The 19,597-nt window shown below is 58.4% G+C and carries 16 protein-coding genes; 6 read left to right on the top strand and 10 right to left on the bottom strand.

Features of this window, described 5'->3' with window-relative positions; all coding sequences use genetic code 11:
• Positions 1–8: 8 nt before the first annotated feature.
• The 4 genes from hslV to priA form a co-directional block, all read right to left on the bottom strand.
• Positions 9–539: an ATP-dependent protease subunit HslV gene (hslV, locus tag WM95_RS25075; RefSeq protein ID WP_008501802.1), complete on the bottom strand. Its 531-nt coding sequence runs from the start codon at positions 537–539 to the stop codon at positions 9–11.
• A 94-nt stretch (positions 540–633) separates the two neighbouring features.
• Positions 634–1,626, bottom strand: coding sequence for a cell division protein FtsN (gene ftsN, locus WM95_RS25070; protein ID WP_088544999.1), 993 nt, complete (start codon positions 1,624–1,626; stop codon positions 634–636).
• A gap of 93 nt (positions 1,627–1,719) precedes the next feature.
• Positions 1,720–2,745, bottom strand: coding sequence for a DNA-binding transcriptional regulator CytR (cytR, locus tag WM95_RS25065; RefSeq protein WP_023309683.1), 1,026 nt, complete (start codon positions 2,743–2,745; stop codon positions 1,720–1,722).
• A gap of 119 nt (positions 2,746–2,864) precedes the next feature.
• Positions 2,865–5,060: a primosomal protein N' gene (priA, locus tag WM95_RS25060; protein ID WP_047743338.1), complete on the bottom strand. Its 2,196-nt coding sequence runs from the start codon at positions 5,058–5,060 to the stop codon at positions 2,865–2,867.
• A 200-nt stretch (positions 5,061–5,260) separates the two neighbouring features.
• Here priA and rpmE point away from each other — a divergent pair, with 200 nt between their 5' ends.
• Entirely contained in the window at positions 5,261–5,473 is a 213-nt protein-coding gene (gene rpmE / locus WM95_RS25055; RefSeq protein ID WP_003862040.1) for a 50S ribosomal protein L31, read from the top strand.
• Positions 5,474–5,521: 48 nt separating this feature from the next.
• On the opposite strand, the gene metJ is transcribed toward rpmE, so the two are convergent.
• On the bottom strand, positions 5,522–5,839 hold the full coding sequence (metJ, locus tag WM95_RS25050) for a met regulon transcriptional regulator MetJ (protein ID WP_007369220.1): 318 nt from the start codon (positions 5,837–5,839) through the stop codon (positions 5,522–5,524).
• 276 nt (positions 5,840–6,115) lie between these two features.
• Here metJ and metB point away from each other — a divergent pair, with 276 nt between their 5' ends.
• Together metB and WM95_RS25040 are read left to right on the top strand one after the other, a co-directional pair.
• The gene (gene metB / locus WM95_RS25045; protein ID WP_063408238.1) at positions 6,116–7,276 is read left to right on the top strand and encodes a cystathionine gamma-synthase; all 1,161 of its coding nucleotides are present in this window, start codon (positions 6,116–6,118) and stop codon (positions 7,274–7,276) included.
• A gap of 2 nt (positions 7,277–7,278) precedes the next feature.
• Positions 7,279–9,711, top strand: coding sequence for a bifunctional aspartate kinase/homoserine dehydrogenase II (locus tag WM95_RS25040; protein ID WP_023309681.1), 2,433 nt, complete (start codon positions 7,279–7,281; stop codon positions 9,709–9,711).
• Positions 9,712–9,771: 60 nt separating this feature from the next.
• Here the strand turns inward: WM95_RS25040 and argH are convergent, their stop codons facing one another.
• The 3 genes from argH to argC all read right to left on the bottom strand — a co-directional run bounded on the left by argH (position 9,772) and on the right by argC (position 13,007).
• Positions 9,772–11,145, bottom strand: coding sequence for an argininosuccinate lyase (gene argH, locus WM95_RS25035; RefSeq protein ID WP_023309680.1), 1,374 nt, complete (start codon positions 11,143–11,145; stop codon positions 9,772–9,774).
• A 74-nt stretch (positions 11,146–11,219) separates the two neighbouring features.
• Positions 11,220–11,996, bottom strand: coding sequence for an acetylglutamate kinase (gene argB / locus WM95_RS25030; RefSeq protein WP_088544998.1), 777 nt, complete (start codon positions 11,994–11,996; stop codon positions 11,220–11,222).
• Positions 11,997–12,002: 6 nt separating this feature from the next.
• A complete protein-coding gene (gene argC, locus WM95_RS25025; RefSeq protein ID WP_047743344.1) occupies positions 12,003–13,007 on the bottom strand; it encodes an N-acetyl-gamma-glutamyl-phosphate reductase in 1,005 nt (334 codons plus the stop codon).
• Positions 13,008–13,095: 88 nt separating this feature from the next.
• Here argC and argE point away from each other — a divergent pair, with 88 nt between their 5' ends.
• From argE to katG, 3 genes are all read left to right on the top strand, one after another.
• Positions 13,096–14,247 (top strand): acetylornithine deacetylase, encoded by a 1,152-nt coding sequence (gene argE, locus WM95_RS25020; protein WP_023309677.1) that lies wholly within the window; start codon positions 13,096–13,098, stop codon positions 14,245–14,247.
• Positions 14,248–14,517: 270 nt separating this feature from the next.
• Entirely contained in the window at positions 14,518–15,405 is an 888-nt protein-coding gene (gene metF / locus WM95_RS25015; RefSeq protein WP_023309676.1) for a methylenetetrahydrofolate reductase, read from the top strand.
• 147 nt (positions 15,406–15,552) lie between these two features.
• The gene (gene katG / locus WM95_RS25010; protein WP_045404251.1) at positions 15,553–17,733 is read left to right on the top strand and encodes a catalase/peroxidase HPI; all 2,181 of its coding nucleotides are present in this window, start codon (positions 15,553–15,555) and stop codon (positions 17,731–17,733) included.
• Positions 17,734–17,816: 83 nt separating this feature from the next.
• Here the strand turns inward: katG and gldA are convergent, their stop codons facing one another.
• Together gldA and fsa are read right to left on the bottom strand one after the other, a co-directional pair.
• Positions 17,817–18,920, bottom strand: coding sequence for a bifunctional L-1,2-propanediol dehydrogenase/glycerol dehydrogenase (gene gldA / locus WM95_RS25005; RefSeq protein ID WP_063408240.1), 1,104 nt, complete (start codon positions 18,918–18,920; stop codon positions 17,817–17,819).
• Positions 18,921–18,932: 12 nt separating this feature from the next.
• Positions 18,933–19,595: a fructose-6-phosphate aldolase gene (fsa, locus tag WM95_RS25000; RefSeq protein ID WP_063408241.1), complete on the bottom strand. Its 663-nt coding sequence runs from the start codon at positions 19,593–19,595 to the stop codon at positions 18,933–18,935.
• Positions 19,596–19,597 lie beyond the last annotated feature (2 nt).

The raw sequence follows: 19,597 nt of genomic DNA, 5'->3' as shown, positions 1-19,597 counted from the left end.
GGAGATCCTTACGCTTTGGAGGTCAATTCTTCGATGGTGTGGTTGTGGTTGGTATAAATGCAGATATCGCCTGCAATATCCAACGCCTTCACCGCGATATCACGCGCGTTCATGTCGGTATTCTCCAACAGCGCGCGGGCTGCAGCCTGGGCATAAGGGCCGCCGGAGCCGATGGCAATCAGGTCATTTTCCGGCTGAATGACGTCACCGTTACCGGTGATGATCAGCGAGGCGGTTTCATCGGCCACGGCCAGCAGCGCTTCGAGCTTGCGCAGCATGCGGTCGGTACGCCAGTCTTTCGCCAGCTCAACGGCAGCTTTCACCAGATGACCCTGGTGCATTTCCAGTTTGCGTTCAAACAGTTCAAACAGCGTGAAGGCGTCCGCCGTGCCGCCAGCAAAACCGGCGATCACTTTGTCGTTGTAGAGACGGCGCACTTTCTTCACGTTGCCTTTCATGACGGTATTACCCAGCGTGGCCTGGCCATCACCGGCGATTACCACATGGCCGTTACGGCGTACACTTACTATTGTTGTCACGAGCAGACCCCCTGGTTACAGAATCGGGAAACAGAAGCCCTGAGCCTGTGCTCAGGGCTGAATTAAATGATAGATGGGGGGGATTTTGGGGGTTTCAACCCCCGGAAGCGAGTCGAATGCAGTTTGTGTGGCCGGCGATTTTCAACCGCGAAATGGTGCCATCGGCATTTTCTTTGCCTTTGACCGGCCCAATCACCACGCGATTCCAGCCGTTATTGGTGGTAATACGCGAATCAAACCCTTCAAAGGCCAGCTGCGCGCGCACCGTTTCCGCCTGCTCTGCGCCTTTGAACGAACCGCACTGCACCATCCAGCGGCGCTCGTCTTTTTTCTCTGCCGTCTGCTTCGGCGCTTCGGTCTCTTTGGTCACCGGCGCTGCCTGCTGCGTTTTCGGCTGCTGCGCGGTGGTATGCGCTGGCGTCTGGAGCAGATCCTGATACGGCTGAGCCGCCTGTTTCTGCGGCTGCGTTTTCGGCTGCTGCTGGACAGGCTGAGACTGCGCCGTACGCGTCTGCTGTTGGTATGGCTGTTCCGTTACCCGCGGCTGTGCTTTCGGCTGCTGCACCGGCTGGGTTTGCGCCCACTGCTGCTGTTGTTGCTGGATCTGCTGTTGCGCCTGACGTCGCTGCAGCGTTTGCTGGCGCTGTGCCGGCGTCTGCTCATTCCACGGTACTTCGTTCAGCTGCGTAGGCTGCTGGCGCATATCGGCCTGCATTTGGGCCAGCAGCTGACGCTGTTCATCCGTCAGCTGATTCGCATTCTGCACTTCACCACCCGCAGAAGGTTCGGTTGGCGCACGCACCCCGGGCTGACGGCTTTCCAGCTCTTTGATATAGCGCCAGCGCTCTTCAGGCTTCGGAGGAAGGCCATTTCCGGCAACTTTACTGGCCTGAAGCGCCTCAGACTCTTCTTTTTTATGGTGCGTGATAAAGTACAGGCCACCAATAAAGGCGACGACTACAGCCGCAGCAATAGCGACCATTGCTGGCGAGACAGCAGGCAGGTTACGTTGCTTTTTCCTTGAGCTACTCTTTTTGCGTCGCGAAGGTGCCGGCTGGCCGCGACGTACATAATCTCGTTGTGCCACTATCGTTTCGCTGTATTTATTCGTTCGTCAGTCCGCCATGTTACTTAAGCGGCGGGGCTTTGACCAGATAAGGGTATCCGAAAGACGTTTACTTTAAGTCAATGCCTGGGTCGTGCCGCGGACAATCAGTTCACAGTCCAGCAACCGCGAGCCGCTGCTAACTGTTTGACCGTGAAGCTGATCCAGCAGAAGAAGCATCGCTTCGCGGCCGATTTGGTAGCGCGGCTGAGCGACCGTTGAGAGCGGCGGATCGCAAAATTCTGAAAGCGAAATATTGTCGAATCCGATGATCGATAAATCTTTCGGTATCCGCAGGCCGCGGCGTTTGGCGTACGATAATGCGCCCAGCGCCATCACGTCGCTGTGACAAAATACGGCGGTTGGCGGTTCAGGCAGGTCCAGAAGTTTCTCCAGCGCTTGTCCACCCGCGGCGAAGGTAAAGTCACCGCGCGCAATGTAGTGCGGATCGACGGTGACGCCGGTACGGCGCAGCGCCTGCACGTAGCCCTGTAAGCGATAGTGACACAGCGGCATCTCTTCCGGCCCGGCAATACAGCCAATGCGCTTGTGCCCCAGTTCCTGGAGATAGTTTACGGCGTTGAACGCGGCGGTGAGGTTATCAATGTGGACCGTCGGCAGCTCCAGCTCCGGCGCAAACTCGTTGGCCATCACCATCGGCGGTAAATTACGCTGCTCTTCAATGCTGGCATCAAACGGCAGGCGAGAGCCAAGCAGCAGCATGCCGTCGATCTGCTTGGTGATAATGAGATCGATGAAGGTTTTTTCCTGCTGGTTCTGATGAGCACAGTCGCCAATCAGCACCAGGTAACCCTGTTCCGCTGCGGTGACTTCAATACCGCGGATAATCTCGCTGAAGAAGGGGTCACAGATGTCCGGCACAATCACCAGAATGGTGCGCGACTCATTGCGTTTGACGTTACGCCCCATCGCCTGTGGGAAATAGCCCACTTCAAGCGCAGCCTGCTCTACCCGGTTACGGGTCGCCTGGGAGACTTTATCCGGGTTCATTAATGCGCGGGACACGGTTGCCGTAGAGACTTGTGCTTTCTGGGCAACGTCTTTCATGGTCGCCGGTGCAACCTCTTTCCTGGACTTCAACGTCTTCTCCTCGCCTGAACACCGAACTTCTGACATCACCATTTTTACAGATAGTTAATGGAATCGGTTACAGAATTTTCATAAAAAGTGTGAGGAGCGTTAAATTTTTCGATCCGTCTTCAGCCTTCGATGGGATCGACGTCCAGTACCCACTTCACTTTTCGCGCTTCCGGCAGCGTGTTGATGAGCGCTAGCGTGCCGCTGACGATGTGCTGAAGACGAATGCGCGAGGGGTGCTGAAGTAAGATTTGCCAGCGAAAACGCCCGCCGCGCTTTGGTGCGAGTGCCGGCACCGGGCCCAGGATCCACAGCTGATTATCCACCAGCGGGCTGGCCTGCAGGAGATTTCTCAGCTGCTGCAGGAAAAGCGGCGCCTGCTGGTTGTTGTGATCTTCCGCGCGGATGATGACGTGGCTGGTCCACGGCGGCAGCTGCATGGTCTGGCGTTCGGCCAGCGCCTGTTCGGCAAAGGCGTCATAGCCTTTATGCAGCAGGGTTTGCAGCAGCGGATGCTCAGGGTGGTGCGTTTGCAGCACCACTTCGCCCTGTTTACCGGCGCGACCGGCACGCCCTGCCACCTGGGTATAAAGCTGGGCGAAGCGCTCGGCTGAGCGGAAATCTGCCGAAAACAGCGCGCCGTCTACGTCCAGCAGGGCAACTAGCGTCACGTCCGGGAAGTGGTGGCCTTTGGCCAGCATCTGCGTACCAATCAGAATGCGTGCGCCGCCGCGATGCACTTCCGCCAGCTGCTGTTCCAGCGCGCCCTTGCGGCTTGTGGTGTCCCGGTCGATACGAGAAATCGGCACGTCCGGGAAGAAGGGGCCAAGCGCCTGTTCCAGCTGTTCCGTCCCCAGACCGACCGGCACGATATGCGTTGAGCCACATGACGGGCACTGGCGCGGCACCGGGCGCTGGCTGTCGCAGTGGTGGCAGCGCAAATGCCGCTGGGCCTGATGGAAGGTGTAGTAGTGGTCGCAGCGCGGACACTCGGCAATCCAGCCGCAGTCGTGGCACAGCAGTGCGGGGGCAAATCCGCGGCGGTTGAGAAACAGAATGACCTGGTTCCCCGCCTGCAAGTGCTGGCGCATGCGGGTAATCAATGCCGGCGCAAGCCCGGCCTGAACCTGCTGGCCTTTCAGATCCAGCACGTGCTGAATGGCCGGACGGGCATTCCCCGCACGGCGCGTCAGGCGCAGCATGTGGTATTTGCGCTGGCGCACGTTGTGCAGCGTTTCGAGCGCCGGCGTGGCGGAGCCGAGAATAATGGGAATCTGCTCACTGTGCGCGCGATAAACCGCCAGGTCGCGGGCGTGATAGCGCCAGCCTTCCTGCTGTTTATAGGAGCTGTCGTGCTCTTCGTCGATCACGATAACGCCAAGATTTTTAAACGGCGTAAACAGCGACGAGCGGGTGCCGATCACAATCGCCGCTTCGCCGTTTTTCGCTTTCAGCCAGGCGCTGAGGCGTTCGCTGTCGTTCAGGCCGGAGTGCAGCACCTCAACCGGCGCGTTAAAGCGCTCGCGGAATCGGGCGATGGTTTGCGGCGTCAGGCCAATTTCCGGCACCATCACCAGCGCCTGTTTGCCCTGCGCGAGCACGTTTTCCAGCACGCTCAGGTAGACTTCGGTCTTGCCGGAACCGGTGACTCCCGCCAGCAGCCAGGCAGAGAAATGATCGGAGGCGCTATGAATCGCGCCCACGGCGGTGGCCTGCTCGGTATTCAGACGCAGGCGATCCCCTGAAACGGAGAAACTCTCCCGCCAGTCGTAAAGAGCGGGAGCTTCGCTGGCCAGTTCGCTCAGCCCTTTCTTTCTTAAGGCCTGTAGCGCCGTTTCGCTGACCTCAAGCTCGTCGACCTGATGTCGCCAGATTTTTCCCTGACGCAGCGCCGCCAGCGCCTGCTGCTGTTTCTGCGATCGCTTCAGGCTGTTGATATCCACCGCCTGGCCCTGCTCGGTGGCAAACCAGTACCACATCGGCGCATGGCTGGCGCTCTTGCCCTGACGCAGCATAATTGGCAGGGCGTGGAACAGCACGTCGCCGATCGGGTGATGATAATAATCCGCCGCCCACAGCAGCAGTCGCCAGGTGCTGGTAGAGTAAACCGGCTCGCTGTCCAGCACCTCAACGACCGACTTCAGCTCGTTAAGCGGCAATTCGCTTTTATCGCTGACGGAGACGACGATCCCCACGCGCTGCTGTTTGCCAAACGGCACGGTCACGCGGCAGCCCGCTTTGGCGCTCATGCTGTCGGGCAGCAGGTAGTCAAAGGTGCGGGGAAGCGGAACGGGCAGGGCAACGTGAGCGACGGGCATCGAATCTTCCTGACTTGAAAAGTGGCGCGTTAGTATACACATTAGTAAAAGCGGCGTGCGGATCAGTTTGCATACGTTGGTCAAATTCTGTATGATTCGCCGCCTTTGGTGTACTTTACGCCAAAGAACTTACAATCAACATCGCGTGGTGTCTGGCGTTAGGGCTGGAAGAGCGACGCGGCCTTAACTGAGGTTCTCCCATGAAAAAAGATATTCACCCGAAATACGAAATGATTACTGCAAACTGTTCTTGCGGTAACTCTATCCAGATCCGCTCTACCGTGGGTCACGATCTGAACCTGGACGTGTGCGGCAAATGCCACCCGTTCTACACTGGTAAGCAGCGTGACGTTGCAACCGGTGGCCGTGTTGACCGCTTCAACAAGCGTTTCAGCATCCCGGGCGCTAAATAAGTTTCCCGAAAAAAAGGCACCGCAAGGTGCCTTTTTTGTATCCGCTTCTCAGTATTCCCACGTATCCGGGTCAATACCCAGTTCACGCATGATCACCTTCGCCTCTTCCGGGATTTCATCACTGCGCTCTTTGCGCAGATCTTCATCGTTCGGCAACGGTTGACCGGTAAACGCATGCAGAAACGCTTCGCACAGCAGTTCGCTGTTGGTCGCGTGGCGCAGGTTGTTCACCTGACGACGCGTACGTTCATCGGTGAGGATCTTCAACACCTTCAGAGGAATGGAAACCGTAATTTTCTTTACTTGCTCACTCTTCTTACCGTGCTCAGCGTATGGGCTGATATATTCGCCGCTCCATTCAGCCATGAGATACCTTTAATCCTCTCAGTCATTTATTTAAAGGTGCAAAACCTGTAACCACCCGTTTTGAACCGCAATCTTGTCTAGTTTACCGTAGAGACGATACCGTGGCACGGATATTGCCGCTGCAGCGTGCACTAAAGCATATAATTTTAACGGCTATTTGCGCATTGCTCAATCTATACGCAAAGAAGTTTAGATGTCCAGATGTATTGACGTCCATACTTTCAATGTTTACTCTGGTGCCTGACTTTTCACCTCATTCGCCAGGAAGCCCTCACCATGACGCGTAAACAGGCCACTATTGCAGTGCGTAGCGGATTAAATGATGACGAGCAGTACGGCTGCGTTGTCCCGCCGATTCATCTTTCCAGTACTTATAACTTCACCGGATTTAATGAACCCCGCGCGCATGATTATTCGCGTCGTGGCAACCCTACGCGTGACGTGACCCAGCGCGCGCTGGCCGAGCTGGAAGGTGGCGCAGGTGCAGTATTAACCAATACGGGGATGTCCGCCATTCACCTGGTGACCACGGTGTTCCTGAAGCCGGGCGATCTGCTGGTCGCGCCGCACGACTGCTACGGCGGCAGCTATCGTCTGTTTGACAGCCTGGCGAAACGCGGCTGCTATCGCGTGCTGTTTGTCGATCAAAACGATGAAAAGGCGCTGAAACAGGCCCTGGCAGAGAAGCCGAAGCTGGTTCTGGTGGAAAGTCCAAGCAATCCGTTGTTGCGCGTTGTCGATATTGCGAAAATTTGTCAGCTCGCAAGGGATGCGGGAGCGATAAGTGTAGTGGATAATACGTTCCTCAGTCCGGCCCTTCAGAACCCACTCGCACTGGGTGCCGATCTGGTATTGCATTCATGCACTAAATATCTGAACGGCCATTCTGATGTGGTGGCGGGCGTGGTGATAGCTAAAGATCCCGACGTTGTCACCGAACTGGCATGGTGGGCCAATAATATTGGCGTCACCGCGGGGGCCTTCGACAGCTATCTGCTGTTGCGCGGCATCCGCACGCTGTCGCCGCGCATGGACGTGGCGCAGCGCAATGCCCAGGCGATTGTCGATTTCCTGAAAACCCAGCCGCTGGTGAAGAAGCTCTATCACCCGTCGCTGCCGGAAAATCAGGGGCACGAGATTGCCGCGCGTCAGCAGAAAGGGTTTGGCGCGATGTTAAGTTTTGAACTGGACGGTGACGAGCAAACGCTTCGTCGCTTCCTGAGCGGGCTGTCATTGTTTACGCTGGCGGAATCCTTAGGTGGGGTTGAAAGCTTGATCTCCCACGCCGCGACCATGACGCACGCAGGTATGGCACCGGAAGCTCGTGCCGCCGCCGGAATTTCCGAGACGCTGCTGCGTATCTCAACCGGCATTGAAGATTCTGAAGATTTAATTGCCGATCTGGAAAATGGCTTCCGGGTCGCAGCCAAGGGGTAATCATGAGTGTGATAGCGCAGGCAGGGGCGAAGGGTCGTCAGCTGCACAAGTTTGGTGGTAGTAGTCTTGCTGATGTGAAATGTTACCTGCGCGTTGCAGGCATCATGACGGAATATTCACAGCCGGGTGACATGATGGTTGTCTCGGCGGCGGGCAGCACCACCAACCAGTTGATTAGCTGGCTGAAACTGAGCCAGACCGATCGCCTTTCTGCGCATCAGGTGCAACAGTCCTTACGCCGCTACCAGAGCGAGCTGATTGCCGGCCTGCTGCCTGCGGACGTGGCGGACGGGCTGATCGGCGCCTTCACGCATGACCTTGAGCGTCTGGCTGCCCTGCTGGACAGCGGGATTACCGACGCGGTGTATGCCGAAGTGGTGGGCCACGGTGAAGTGTGGTCCGCGCGCCTGATGGCCGCCGTGCTGCAGCACCTGGGCGTGGAAGCGGCCTGGCTCGACGCGCGTGATTTTCTGCGCGCCGAACGCGCCGCGCAGCCACAGGTGGATGAAGGGTTGTCCTACCCGCTGCTGCAACAGCTGCTGGTGCAGCACCCGGGCAAACGTATTGTCGTCACCGGCTTTATCAGCCGCAGCAACGCGGGCGAAACCGTTCTGCTGGGCCGTAACGGCTCCGACTACTCGGCAACGCAGATTGGCGCGCTGGCGGGCGTCTCCCGCGTCACCATCTGGAGCGACGTGGCCGGTGTGTACAGCGCGGATCCGCGCAAAGTAAAAGATGCCTGCCTGCTGCCGCTGCTGCGTCTCGACGAAGCCAGCGAGCTGGCGCGTCTGGCCGCGCCGGTACTGCACGCGCGCACGCTGCAGCCGGTTTCCGGCAGCGATATCGACCTCCAGCTGCGCTGCAGTTACACTCCGGATCAAGGCTCCACGCGCATTGAGCGCGTGCTGGCGTCCGGTACCGGGGCGCGTATTGTCACCAGCCACGACGACATCTGCCTGATTGAGTTCCAGGTGCCTGCGGGCCAGGACTTCAAGCTGGCGCATAAAGATATCGACACGATCCTGAAACGCGCCCAGGTGCGTCCGTTGGCCGTTGGCGTGCATAACGATCGTCAGCTGCTGCAGTTCTGCTACACCGCTGAAGTGGCGGACAGCGCGCTGAAAATTCTGGATGAAGCTGGCCTGCCGGGCGAGCTTCGCCTGCGTCAGGGGCTGGCGCTGGTGGCGATGGTGGGCGCGGGCGTCACCCGTAACCCGCTGCACTGCCACCGCTTCTGGCAGCAGCTGAAAGGCCAGCCGGTGGAATTCACCTGGCAGTCGGAGGAGGGCATCAGCCTGGTCGCCGTTCTGCGTAAAGGGCCAACCGAGAGCCTGATCCAGGGCCTGCACACCTCTCTGTTCCGCGCGGAAAAGCGCATCGGTCTGGTGCTGTTCGGGAAAGGCAACATCGGTTCCCGCTGGCTGGAGCTGTTTGCCCGCGAACAGGTGACGCTCTCGGCGCGTACCGGATTCGAATTCGTTCTCGCGGGCGTGGTGGACAGCCGCCGCAGCCTGCTGAACTACGAAGGGCTGGACGCCAGCCGCGCGCTTGCCTTCTTTAATGATGAAGCCGTAGAGCAGGATGAAGAGTCGCTGTTCCTGTGGATGCGCGCGCACCCGTATGACGATCTGGTGGTGCTGGACGTTACCGCCAGCGAACAGCTTGCGGATCAGTATCTGGATTTCGCCAGCCACGGTTTCCACGTTATTAGTGCGAACAAGCTGGCGGGGGCGAGCAGCACCGATAAATACCGCCAGATCCACGACGCGTTTGAAAAAACGGGGCGCCACTGGCTTTATAACGCCACCGTTGGGGCTGGCCTGCCGGTCAACCACACCGTGCGTGACCTGATTGAAAGCGGCGACAGCATTCTGGCGCTGAGCGGTATCTTCTCCGGCACGCTCTCCTGGCTGTTCCTGCAGTTTGACGGCACCGTACCCTTCACCGACCTGGTGGATCAGGCGTGGCAGCAGGGCTTAACCGAGCCCGATCCGCGCGTTGACCTTTCCGGCAAAGACGTGATGCGTAAGCTGGTGATCCTGGCGCGTGAGGCCGGTTACGATATCGAACCGGATGCCGTACGCGTCGAATCGCTGGTGCCTGCCGGCTGTGAAGAAGGTTCTGTGGATCATTTCTTTGAAAATGGTGAAGAGCTTAACGAGCAGATGGTACAGCGTCTGGAGGCGGCGAACGAGATGGGGCTGGTGCTGCGCTACGTGGCGCGTTTCGAGGCCAACGGAAAAGCGCGAGTCGGCGTCGAGGCGGTGCGTCCTGAACATCCGCTGGCGGCGCTGCTGCCGTGCGATAACGTCTTCGCCATCGAAAGCCGCTGGTATCGCGATAACCCGCTGGTGATCCGTGGTCCGGGCGCGGGGCGCGATGTCACCGCTGGAGCCATTCAGTCCGACATCAACCGTCTGGCTAAGCTGCTGTAACTCCTCACCCTGGCCCTCTCCCCGGACCGTACAGTGGGAGAGGGCACCTGTCAGGACAGATTAAACCAACCGGTTTTTCGCATCCGCTATCGCCTGCGCCACCTGCTTAGGCGACACGCCGCCTTTCGCGGCACGTTTATCCAGACAGGACTGCAGCGCAAGGATCGGATACACATCATCCCCGATAACCGCGCTGAACTTCTGCAGGTCGGCCAGCGCCAGATCTTCCAGCGGTTTACCCTGACGAATGGCTTCCACCACCGCTTCACCCACAATATGGTGCGCTTCACGGAACGGTACGCCTTTCGCCACCAGATAATCCGCCAGTTCGGTAGAGTTCGCATAGCCCTGCTGAGCCGCTTCCTGGCAGCGCGGACGTTTCACCTGAATGCCGTCCAGCACCAGCGCGCCCATATGCAGACAGTCCAGCCAGGTGTCGAGCGCGTCGAACAGCCCTTCTTTGTCTTCCTGCATGTCTTTGTTATACGCCAGCGGCAGCCCTTTCAGGGTCATCATCATACCGGTCAGCGCGCCCTGCACGCGGCCACATTTGCCGCGGATCAGCTCAAGCGCGTCCGGGTTTTTCTTCTGCGGCATCAGGGATGAGCCTGAGGTCACGCGGTCAGACAGCTCGACGAAGCCCGCTTCGCCAGAGTTAAAGAAGATCAGGTCTTCGGCAAAGCGCGAAAGGTGCACCATTCCGATAGACGCATTGGATAGCAGCTCCAGCACGTGGTCGCGGTCGGACACGCTGTCCAGGCTGTTACGGGTGGCTGAGGCAAAGCCCAGCCAGCCTGCCAGTTGCTCACGGTCGATTTCATACGCCGTACCGGCCAGCGCGCCGCTGCCCAGCGGGCTGACGTCCAGACGTTTCAGGGTATCCTGAAGACGGCTTTCGTCACGCGCCAGCATCTCGACGTAGGCCAGACACCAGTGTGCGAAGGTCACCGGCTGCGCGCGCTGCAGGTGGGTATAACCCGGCATCACCGCGTCCTGGTTGTTCTGCGCGGTCTCGACCAGCGCGCTCTGCAGCTGACGGTTAGCCGCCAGCAGTTCGCCAACGGTATCTTTACACCACAGCTTCAGATCGGTGGCGACCTGGTCGTTACGGCTGCGGCCGGTATGCAGCTTTTTACCCAGCTGGCCGACTTTGTCGATAAGCTTGCCTTCCACCCAGCTGTGAATATCTTCAGCATCGCTTTCGAGGATCTGCTGCGGATTAAGACGTACCTCTTCCAGCAGATTGTTCAGCGCCTCTTCCAGCCGTAATTGTTCGTCTGCGGTCAGTACGCCCACCGTCACCAGCGCTTTGGACCAGGCCACAGAGCCGACAATATCCTGTTCGGCCAGGCGGTAGTCGAAGCGCAAAGAGTCGTTGAACTGTTTGAACCGCTGATCCGCTGCCTGTGTAAAACGCCCACCCCAAAGTGCCATAACATGATTCCTTTATTCGTTAGTTCTGCCGGGTGGCGCTTCGCTTACCCGGCCTACGGTCATTCAATAAAAACTTACGCTAAAATACGCGTGCCAATCGGCGTGCCGTTAAACAGCGCCGGCAGTTGTTCCGCGTGGCGCCAGGAGGCGATATCCACCGGGCGGCCCAGCGTGCGTGCGGCATCCAGCGCGGCGTTCACTTTGACGATCATGCCGTCGGTGATAATGCCCTGCGCAATCAGCTGCTCGGCTTTCTCAGCCGTCATTTCCGCAATGCGCTGGCCTTTGCCGTCCAGAATGCCGCTCACGTCGGAGAGCAGGATCAGGTCCGCGCCCAGCGTTGCCGCCAGTGCCGTCGCCGCCTGGTCAGCGTTGACGTTCATCAGCTCGCCCTCTTCGGTCACGCCGATAGAGCTCACCACCGGCAGGAAACCCCCTTCCAGCAGCGTGTTAATTAGCTTAGGCGAACCTGGCTGCGCCAGTCCAACGTGGCCGAGCTCTTCGTCGAGCTGGGTCACTTTTACGCTGTCGCCATCGCCCAGATAGAGGCCAACGGACAAGATGTAGTGTTTCTTCGCCCACGCCAGCAGCGTTTTGTTCGCCGTGCCCGCCAGCGCGCCGGTAATGATGTCAATCTGGTCAGCAGGCGTGACGCGCAGGCCGTTCTTCTTTTTCACCGGCAGGTTGAGCCCTTTCATCAGCTCGTCCACCACGCAGCCGCCGCCGTGCACAATCACCAGCGGACGCTGGTGTGATTCGCGATAGTTCACCAGCGCGGTAAACAGACGCTCCAGCGCTTCTTCGCTGTCCAGCAGTACACCACCGAGTTTGATAATTAATGGGTTCATCATCACACCTTAAATAAGAGCCTGCGTTTCAGGGAAGCCGAAACGAATATTTGCACACTGCATTGCCTGTGCGGCAGCGCCTTTCAGTAAGTTATCTTCTGCGGCCACCACGATGAGATGCTCACCCTGAACGGCAAAGCCGATATCGCAGAACGGCAGACCGACCACGTTTTTCAGCGCCGGCACGCCTTTGTCGTACAGGCGCACCAGCGGTTTGTCCGCATATGCCTGCGTGAAGGCCTCGTTCACCTGCTCTTTGGTCACGCCCGGTTTCAGGCGGCAGGTAATGGTTTCGAGGATCCCACGCGGGAAGCTGCCCAAGTGCGGGGTGAAAATGACGTCCGCGCCCAGATGCGTCGTGATTTCAGGGTGATGACGGTGATTAAACACGCCATACGGCTGAAGGCTCACTTCGCAGAAGCTGTTGGAGATAGCCGCCTTGCGGCCTGCGCCGCTCACGCCGCTGGTGGCGTTGATCACCGGCCACTGGCTCAGATCCAGCAGGCCCGCGTCGATCAGCGGCTTCAGGGAAAGCTGCGCCGCCGTCGGGTAGCAGCCCGGAACGGCAATCAGGTCCGCTTCTTTCAGTTTATCTGCGCTCCACTCCGCCAGTCCGTACACCGCTTTTTCCAGCAGATCCGGATGCTGATGGGTGAAGCCGTAATATTTTTCGTAAAACGCACCGTCGTTCACGCGGAACGCGCCGGAAAGGTCGAAGACCACGCAGCCGGCCGCCAGGAACTGCGGCGCCAGGTCGTGGCTGACCTCGTGCGCGGTGGCTAAAAACACCACGTCGACGCCGTCGGTAAACTCGCTGATGTCAGACATGGGCTGCAGCGGCAGATCGACAATGCCCTTAAGCTGCGGATGCAAATCGGAAATTAACTTTCCTGCATCATTGCTTTGCGCTGACACGGTCAAAGCGGTTATGGTCATATGTGGATGGCGATTCACGTAGCTTACAAGCTCTGCGCCCGCATAACCGCTAGCGCCTACAATCAGCGTATTCAACATCGGGTTCCTTTATGCTCAACGTTAGTGTATTTTTATTCACATTTATTGCATGAATATTGATACTATCACGACCTAAGGTGTGTCAACAATGAAAATGAACTTACCGCCATTTATCGAGATCTACCGCGCCCTGATTGCCACACCGTCCATCAGCGCAACGGAAGAAGCGCTGGATCAGAGCAATGAGTCTTTAATCAATCTGCTGGCGGGTTGGTTTAGCGATCTTGGGTTTAACGTTGAGGTTCAGCCCGTCCCAGGAACCCGCCACAAATTTAACCTGCTCGCCAGCACCGGAACCGGTGCGGGCGGCCTGCTGCTGGCCGGTCATACCGATACGGTGCCGTTTGACGACGGCCGCTGGACGCGCGATCCGTTCACCCTGACCGAGCACGACAACAAGCTTTATGGTCTGGGCACCGCCGACATGAAAGGCTTCTTCGCCTTTATCCTCGACGCGCTGCGTGACGTGGACGTGACGAAGCTGAAAAAACCGCTCTACATTCTGGCGACCGCCGATGAAGAAACCAGCATGGCGGGCGCGCGCTACTTCTCTGAAAACACGTCGATTCGCCCGGACTGCGCGATCATCGGCGAGCCGACGTCTCTGCAGCCGATCCGCGCGCACAAAGGCCATATTTCTACGGCCGTGCGCGTGCTGGGCCAGTCCGGCCACTCCAGCGATCCGGCGCGCGGCGTGAACGCCATTGAGCTGATGCATGACGCCATCGGCCGTATCATGACCCTGCGCGACGATCTGAAAGAGCGCTACCACTACGACGCGTTCACCGTGCCGTATCCGACCCTGAACCTCGGCAGCCTGCACGGCGGCGATGCCTCGAACCGCATCTGCGCCTGCTGCGAACTGCATATGGACATTCGCCCGCTGCCGGGCATGACCCTCAGCGATCTCGACGGCCTGCTGAATGAAGCGCTGGCTCCGGTGAGCGAGCGCTGGCCGGGCCGCCTGACGGTCTCCGAACTGCATCCGCCGATCCCGGGTTACGAATGCCCGCCGGACCATCAGCTGGTTGAGGTGGTGGAAAAGCTGCTCGGTGAGAAAACCGACGTGGTGAACTACTGCACCGAAGCGCCGTTTATTCAGACGCTTTGCCCTACGCTGGTCCTGGGCCCCGGCTCCATCAACCAGGCGCACCAGCCGGATGAATATCTGGAAACCCGCTTCATCAAGCCAACCCGCGAACTGATTACCCAGGTTGTGCATCACTTCTGCTGGCATTAAAACCGCACCGTACATCCCATAGGGGAGAGGACTGCGCGATGCGGTTTTTTCCCCTTTACCCAAAGGGGTGTACGGTCCTGGGGAGGCGATGTCTCACTCCCTACCACCCATCATGAACTTTCTTCATCTTTCCTGAGCAAACCTCACCGTTATTGTTGATTATTTATGTTGACGTCCCTCTGCTTTTCCGTCATTTTTACATCTGGACGTCTAAACGTATAGAAGTTCACAACACAACAAATAACGACATGCGATTGATAGAGGTAAGGTATGAGCTTTTTTCACGCCAACCAGCGGGAAGCACTGAATCAGAGCCTGGCCGAAGTAAACGGCCAGATTAACGTCTCTTTTGAATTTTTCCCGCCGCGCACCAGTGAAATGGAGCAAACCCTGTGGAGCTCTATCGATCGTCTTAGCAGCCTGAAGCCGAAGTTCGTCTCCGTGACTTACGGTGCTAACTCCGGCGAGCGTGACCGTACGCACAGCATCATTAAAGGCATCAAAGATCGTACCGGTCTGGAAGCGGCGCCGCATCTCACCTGTATCGACGCGACCCGCGACGAGTTACGGGCCATCGCCCAGGATTACTGGAATAACGGCATTCGTCATATCGTCGCACTGCGCGGTGACCTGCCGCCGGGCAGCGGTAAGCCGGACATGTATGCCGCCGATCTGGTCGCGCTGCTGAAAGACGTGGCTGACTTTGATATCTCCGTTGCCGCTTATCCTGAGGTGCATCCGGAAGCGAAAAGCGCCCAGGCCGATCTGCTTAACCTGAAGCGTAAAGTGGACGCCGGCGCGAACCGCGCCATTACCCAGTTCTTCTTTGATGTGGAAAGCTACCTGCGTTTCCGTGACCGCTGCGTCTCCGCGGGCATCGACGTTGAAATTATTCCGGGTATTCTGCCGGTCTCTAACTTCAAACAGGCGAAGAAGTTTGCTGATATGACCAATGTTCGCATTCCGCTGTGGATGTCCAAAATGTACGAAGGGCTGGACGATGATCCGGAAACCCGCAAGCTGGTGGGGGCCAATATCGCGATGGACATGGTGAAAATTTTAAGCCGTGAAGGGGTGAAAGATTTCCACTTCTATACGCTGAACCGCGCGGAGATGAGCTACGCCATTTGCCATACGCTGGGCGTTCGTCCAGCGTAATAAGCACAAAGCCCTCGTTTTACGAGGGCTTTTTTGTCACGCGAATAGTTAAAAGGTATTAGCTATCGAATCTGTGGATTAATTCAACTATAACTTATTGCTAGTGGTGTATATCGTAACGGTAACACTGTAAAAGGGAGCATAGCGATGAGCACGTCAGACGAGACCAATAAAGCGGCATCGGTCGGCAAATGCCCGTTCCACCAGGGCGGCGTCGATCACAGCGCGGGGGCAGGTACAGGCAGCCGCGACTGGTGGCCAAAACAACTCCGCATCGATCTTCTTAATCAACATTCCAATCGTTCGAACCCGCTGGGTGAAGACTTCGACTACCGCAAAGAATTCAGCAAACTTGATTACTCCGCCCTTAAAGGCGACCTTAAAGCCCTTTTAACCGACTCTCAACCGTGGTGGCCTGCCGACTGGGGCAGCTATGCGGGCCTGTTTATCCGTATGGCCTGGCACGGCGCGGGTACCTATCGCTCCGTTGACGGACGCGGCGGTGCCGGACGCGGTCAACAGCGCTTTGCGCCGCTGAACTCCTGGCCGGATAACGTGAGCCTGGATAAGGCGCGCCGTCTGCTGTGGCCCATCAAGCAAAAATACGGACAAAAAATTTCCTGGGCCGACCTGTTTATCCTCGCGGGTAACGTGGCGCTGGAGAACTCCGGCTTCCGTACGTTTGGTTTTGGTGCCGGGCGTGAAGACGTCTGGGAACCAGACCTGGACGTGAACTGGGGTGATGAAAAAGCCTGGCTGACCCACCGTGACCCGGAAGCGCTGGCCAAGCGTCCTCTGGCCGCCACCGAAATGGGCCTGATCTACGTTAACCCGGAAGGGCCAAACGCCAGCGGTGAACCTCTGTCTGCTGCGGCGGCAATTCGCGCGACCTTCGGCAACATGGGGATGAACGACGAAGAGACCGTTGCGCTGATCGCGGGCGGCCACACCCTCGGCAAAACCCACGGCGCGGGTGAAGCCACGCACGTCGGCACCGACCCGGAAGCCTCGCCGATTGAAGCGCAGGGCCTGGGCTGGGCCAGCACGCACGGCACGGGTGTTGGCGCAGATGCCATTACCTCCGGTCTGGAAGTCATCTGGTCGCAAACCCCGACCCAGTGGAGCAACTACTTCTTCGAGAACCTGTTCAAATACGAATGGGTGCAGACCCGCAGCCCGGCGGGAGCGATTCAGTTTGAAGCCGTGGATGCGCCGGAAATCATGCCTGACCCGTTCGACCCGTCGAAAAAACGCAAACCTACCATGCTGGTCACCGACCTGACGCTGCGTTTTGACCCGGAATTCGAGAAAATTTCCCGCCGTTTCCTGAACGATCCGCAGGCCTTCAACGAAGCCTTCGCGCGCGCGTGGTACAAGCTGACCCACCGCGATATGGGGCCAAAATCGCGTTACCTTGGCCCGGAAGTGCCGAAAGAAGATCTGATCTGGCAGGACCCGCTGCCGCAGGCGGTGTTCAATCCGTCGAAAGAAGACATTGAAAGCCTGAAGGCGGAAATCGCTGCCTCTGGCCTCTCCGTGAGCGAACTGATTTCCGTTGCCTGGGCGTCAGCTTCAACCTTCCGCGGCGGCGACAAGCGCGGTGGCGCCAACGGCGCGCGTCTGGCGCTGGCCCCTCAGCGCGACTGGGATGTGAACGCCGCAGCGGTTCGCGCGTTGCCGGCTCTGGAAGCTATCCAGCGCACCACCAACAAAGCCTCTCTGGCGGATATCATCGTGCTGGCGGGCGTGGTGGGCGTTGAGCAGGCGGCGAAAGCGGCAGGCGTTTACGTCAACGTTCCGTTCACCCCGGGCCGCGTCGATGCGCGTCAGGATCAGACGGATATCGAGATGTTTAACCTGCTCGAACCGATTGCCGACGGCTTCCGCAACTACCGTGCGCAGGTGGATGTGTCCACGACAGAGTCACTGCTGATTGATAAAGCCCAGCAGCTGACGCTGACCGCGCCTGAGCTGACGGTGCTGATCGGTGGCCTGCGCGTGCTGGGTGCCAACTTTGATGGCAGCAAGAATGGCGTGTTCACCGACCGCGAGGGCGTGCTGAGCAACGATTTCTTCGTGAACCTGCTGGACATGAACACCCAGTGGAAGGCGACCGACGAATCTAATGAACTGTTTGCCGGAAGCGATCGCGCCAGCGGTGAAGTGAAATACACCGCCACCCGCGCCGATCTGGTCTTCGGTTCTAACGCCGTTCTGCGCGCGTTGGCAGAGGTTTATGCCAGTGATGATGCGCATGAGAAGTTTGTTCGCGACTTCGTTGCCGCATGGGCGAAGGTGATGGATCTGGACCGGTTTGACCTGCAGTAACCCCTGTGCCGGGTAGCGCTGACGCTTACCCGGCTTACGGGCAAAAAAATCCCCGCTGATGCGGGGATTTTTATTCACGCTATTTACTCCCACTCCTGCAGGAACCGCTGCCCATACTGGTCGGCCACCAGCAGCGCCGCATACACCTGATCCGGCGTTACGCCGCCGGGCATGTTGTGGATAGTTTCCCCTTCGGCACAGGAGGCTTCCGCGATCAGACGCATTTTGGCCGGAATATCCTCTTTGATGTTCAGCTGCGCCAGCGTGATCGGCAGCCCAACGCTGTGACAAAGCGCCGCGACGGTCTCTATTTCCTCTACCGGCGCGTTTTCCAGTACCAGCTGCGTCAGCGTGCCAAACGCCACTTTTTCACCGTGATAGAAGTGGTGCGCGTCCGGTACCGCCGTCATACCGTTATGAATAGCGTGCGCTGCGGCCAGTCCGCCGCTTTCAAAGCCCACGCCGCTGAGATAGGTGTTGGCTTCGATAATGCGTTCCAGCGCCGGCGTAACCACATGCTGTTCCGCTGCAAGCATGGCCTTTTCACCTTCTTCAATCAGCGTGTTGTAGCACAGCTCGGCCAGCGCGAGTGCAGCCTGCGTACATTTGCCGCCCGCCATGGTGGTCGCGCCGCTGCGCGAGCAGGCGCGTGCTTCGAACCAGGTCGCCAGCGCATCGCCAATCCCGGCGGCCAGCAGACGTGCCGGCGCCCCCGCTACTACTTTGGTGTCGACGATAACCATGTTCGGGTTGTGCGGCAGCATCAGATAGCGGTCGAACTCGCCGCTGTCGGAGTAAATAACGGAAAGGGCGCTGCACGGCGCATCGGTGGAGGCAATCGTCGGGGCAATAGCCACGGGAACGTCCATAAAATGGGCCAGCGCTTTGGCGGTATCCAGCGTTTTACCGCCGCCAATGCCTAGCACCGCCAGACAGTCGGCGCTGTCGGCCAGCTTTTTCAGACGATCGATTTCATTTTGTGAACATTCGCCACCAAACGGCGCGATTTCGGCATGCAGTTCGGCTTTTTTAAAACTCTGGCGCAGGGTCTCTTCGGCAAAACCCAGAACAAATTTATCGCCGACAACCAGCCAGCGATTGGCCAGGGGTTTCAGATAGTCGCCGAGACGGGTAAGCACATCAGCGCCCTGGATGTATTTTCCCGGCGATTGAATGATACGGTCCATAACAGTTCTCCCTTAGAGGTTGAGGTTACCAAACGCGTTTTTCCAGTCCTGCTCGAACTTCTCTATGGCTGACTCTACCGCTGGCGTGCCGAGCATTTGTTGCGCTACGTCTAAGGGAAGCGTGATTGCCTCGCATCCCGCCAGCAGGCAGTCCAACGCCTGCCGCGGTGTTTTGAAGCTGGCGGCCAGCACTTTGCTTTCCGGCGCGTGCAGTTCCAGCAGGGACTGCAGCTCCTGGACCATGCGAATGCCATCACCGCCCTGAGCGTCAACGCGGTTCACATACGGCGCGACATATTTCGCGCCTGCCAGCGCGGCAAGCAAACCTTGTGCCGCGCTATAAACGGCGGTCCCCAGCGTGGTTATATCCTCTTTTTTCAATGCTTTAATCGCGATGAGCCCCTGAGCCGTCACCGGGATTTTCACCACGATGCCGGGGACTGCGTTACTCAAACGTTTTGCCTCCGCTACCATGCCTTCTGCATCGCGGCTCATGGTTTGAGCAAACAGCGTGCCTTCCGGTCCAATGGCTTTTTGCAGGCGCGGGAGCACGTCCCAGATGGATTCACGGCTGGCGGCAATGATGCTCGGGTTGGTGGTAACGCCCGCAATAGGGAAGATGCGGGCCAGACGTTCAACTTCCGCCACGTTGGCGGTATCCAGATACAGTTCCATTA

This window comes from Enterobacter cloacae complex sp. ECNIH7 (assembly GCF_002208095.1).
Classification (GTDB): domain Bacteria; phylum Pseudomonadota; class Gammaproteobacteria; order Enterobacterales; family Enterobacteriaceae; genus Enterobacter; species Enterobacter cloacae_M.
The sequence above is the reverse complement of the archived record's forward strand: the minus strand, read 5'-3'. Positions and strand labels throughout refer to the sequence as shown.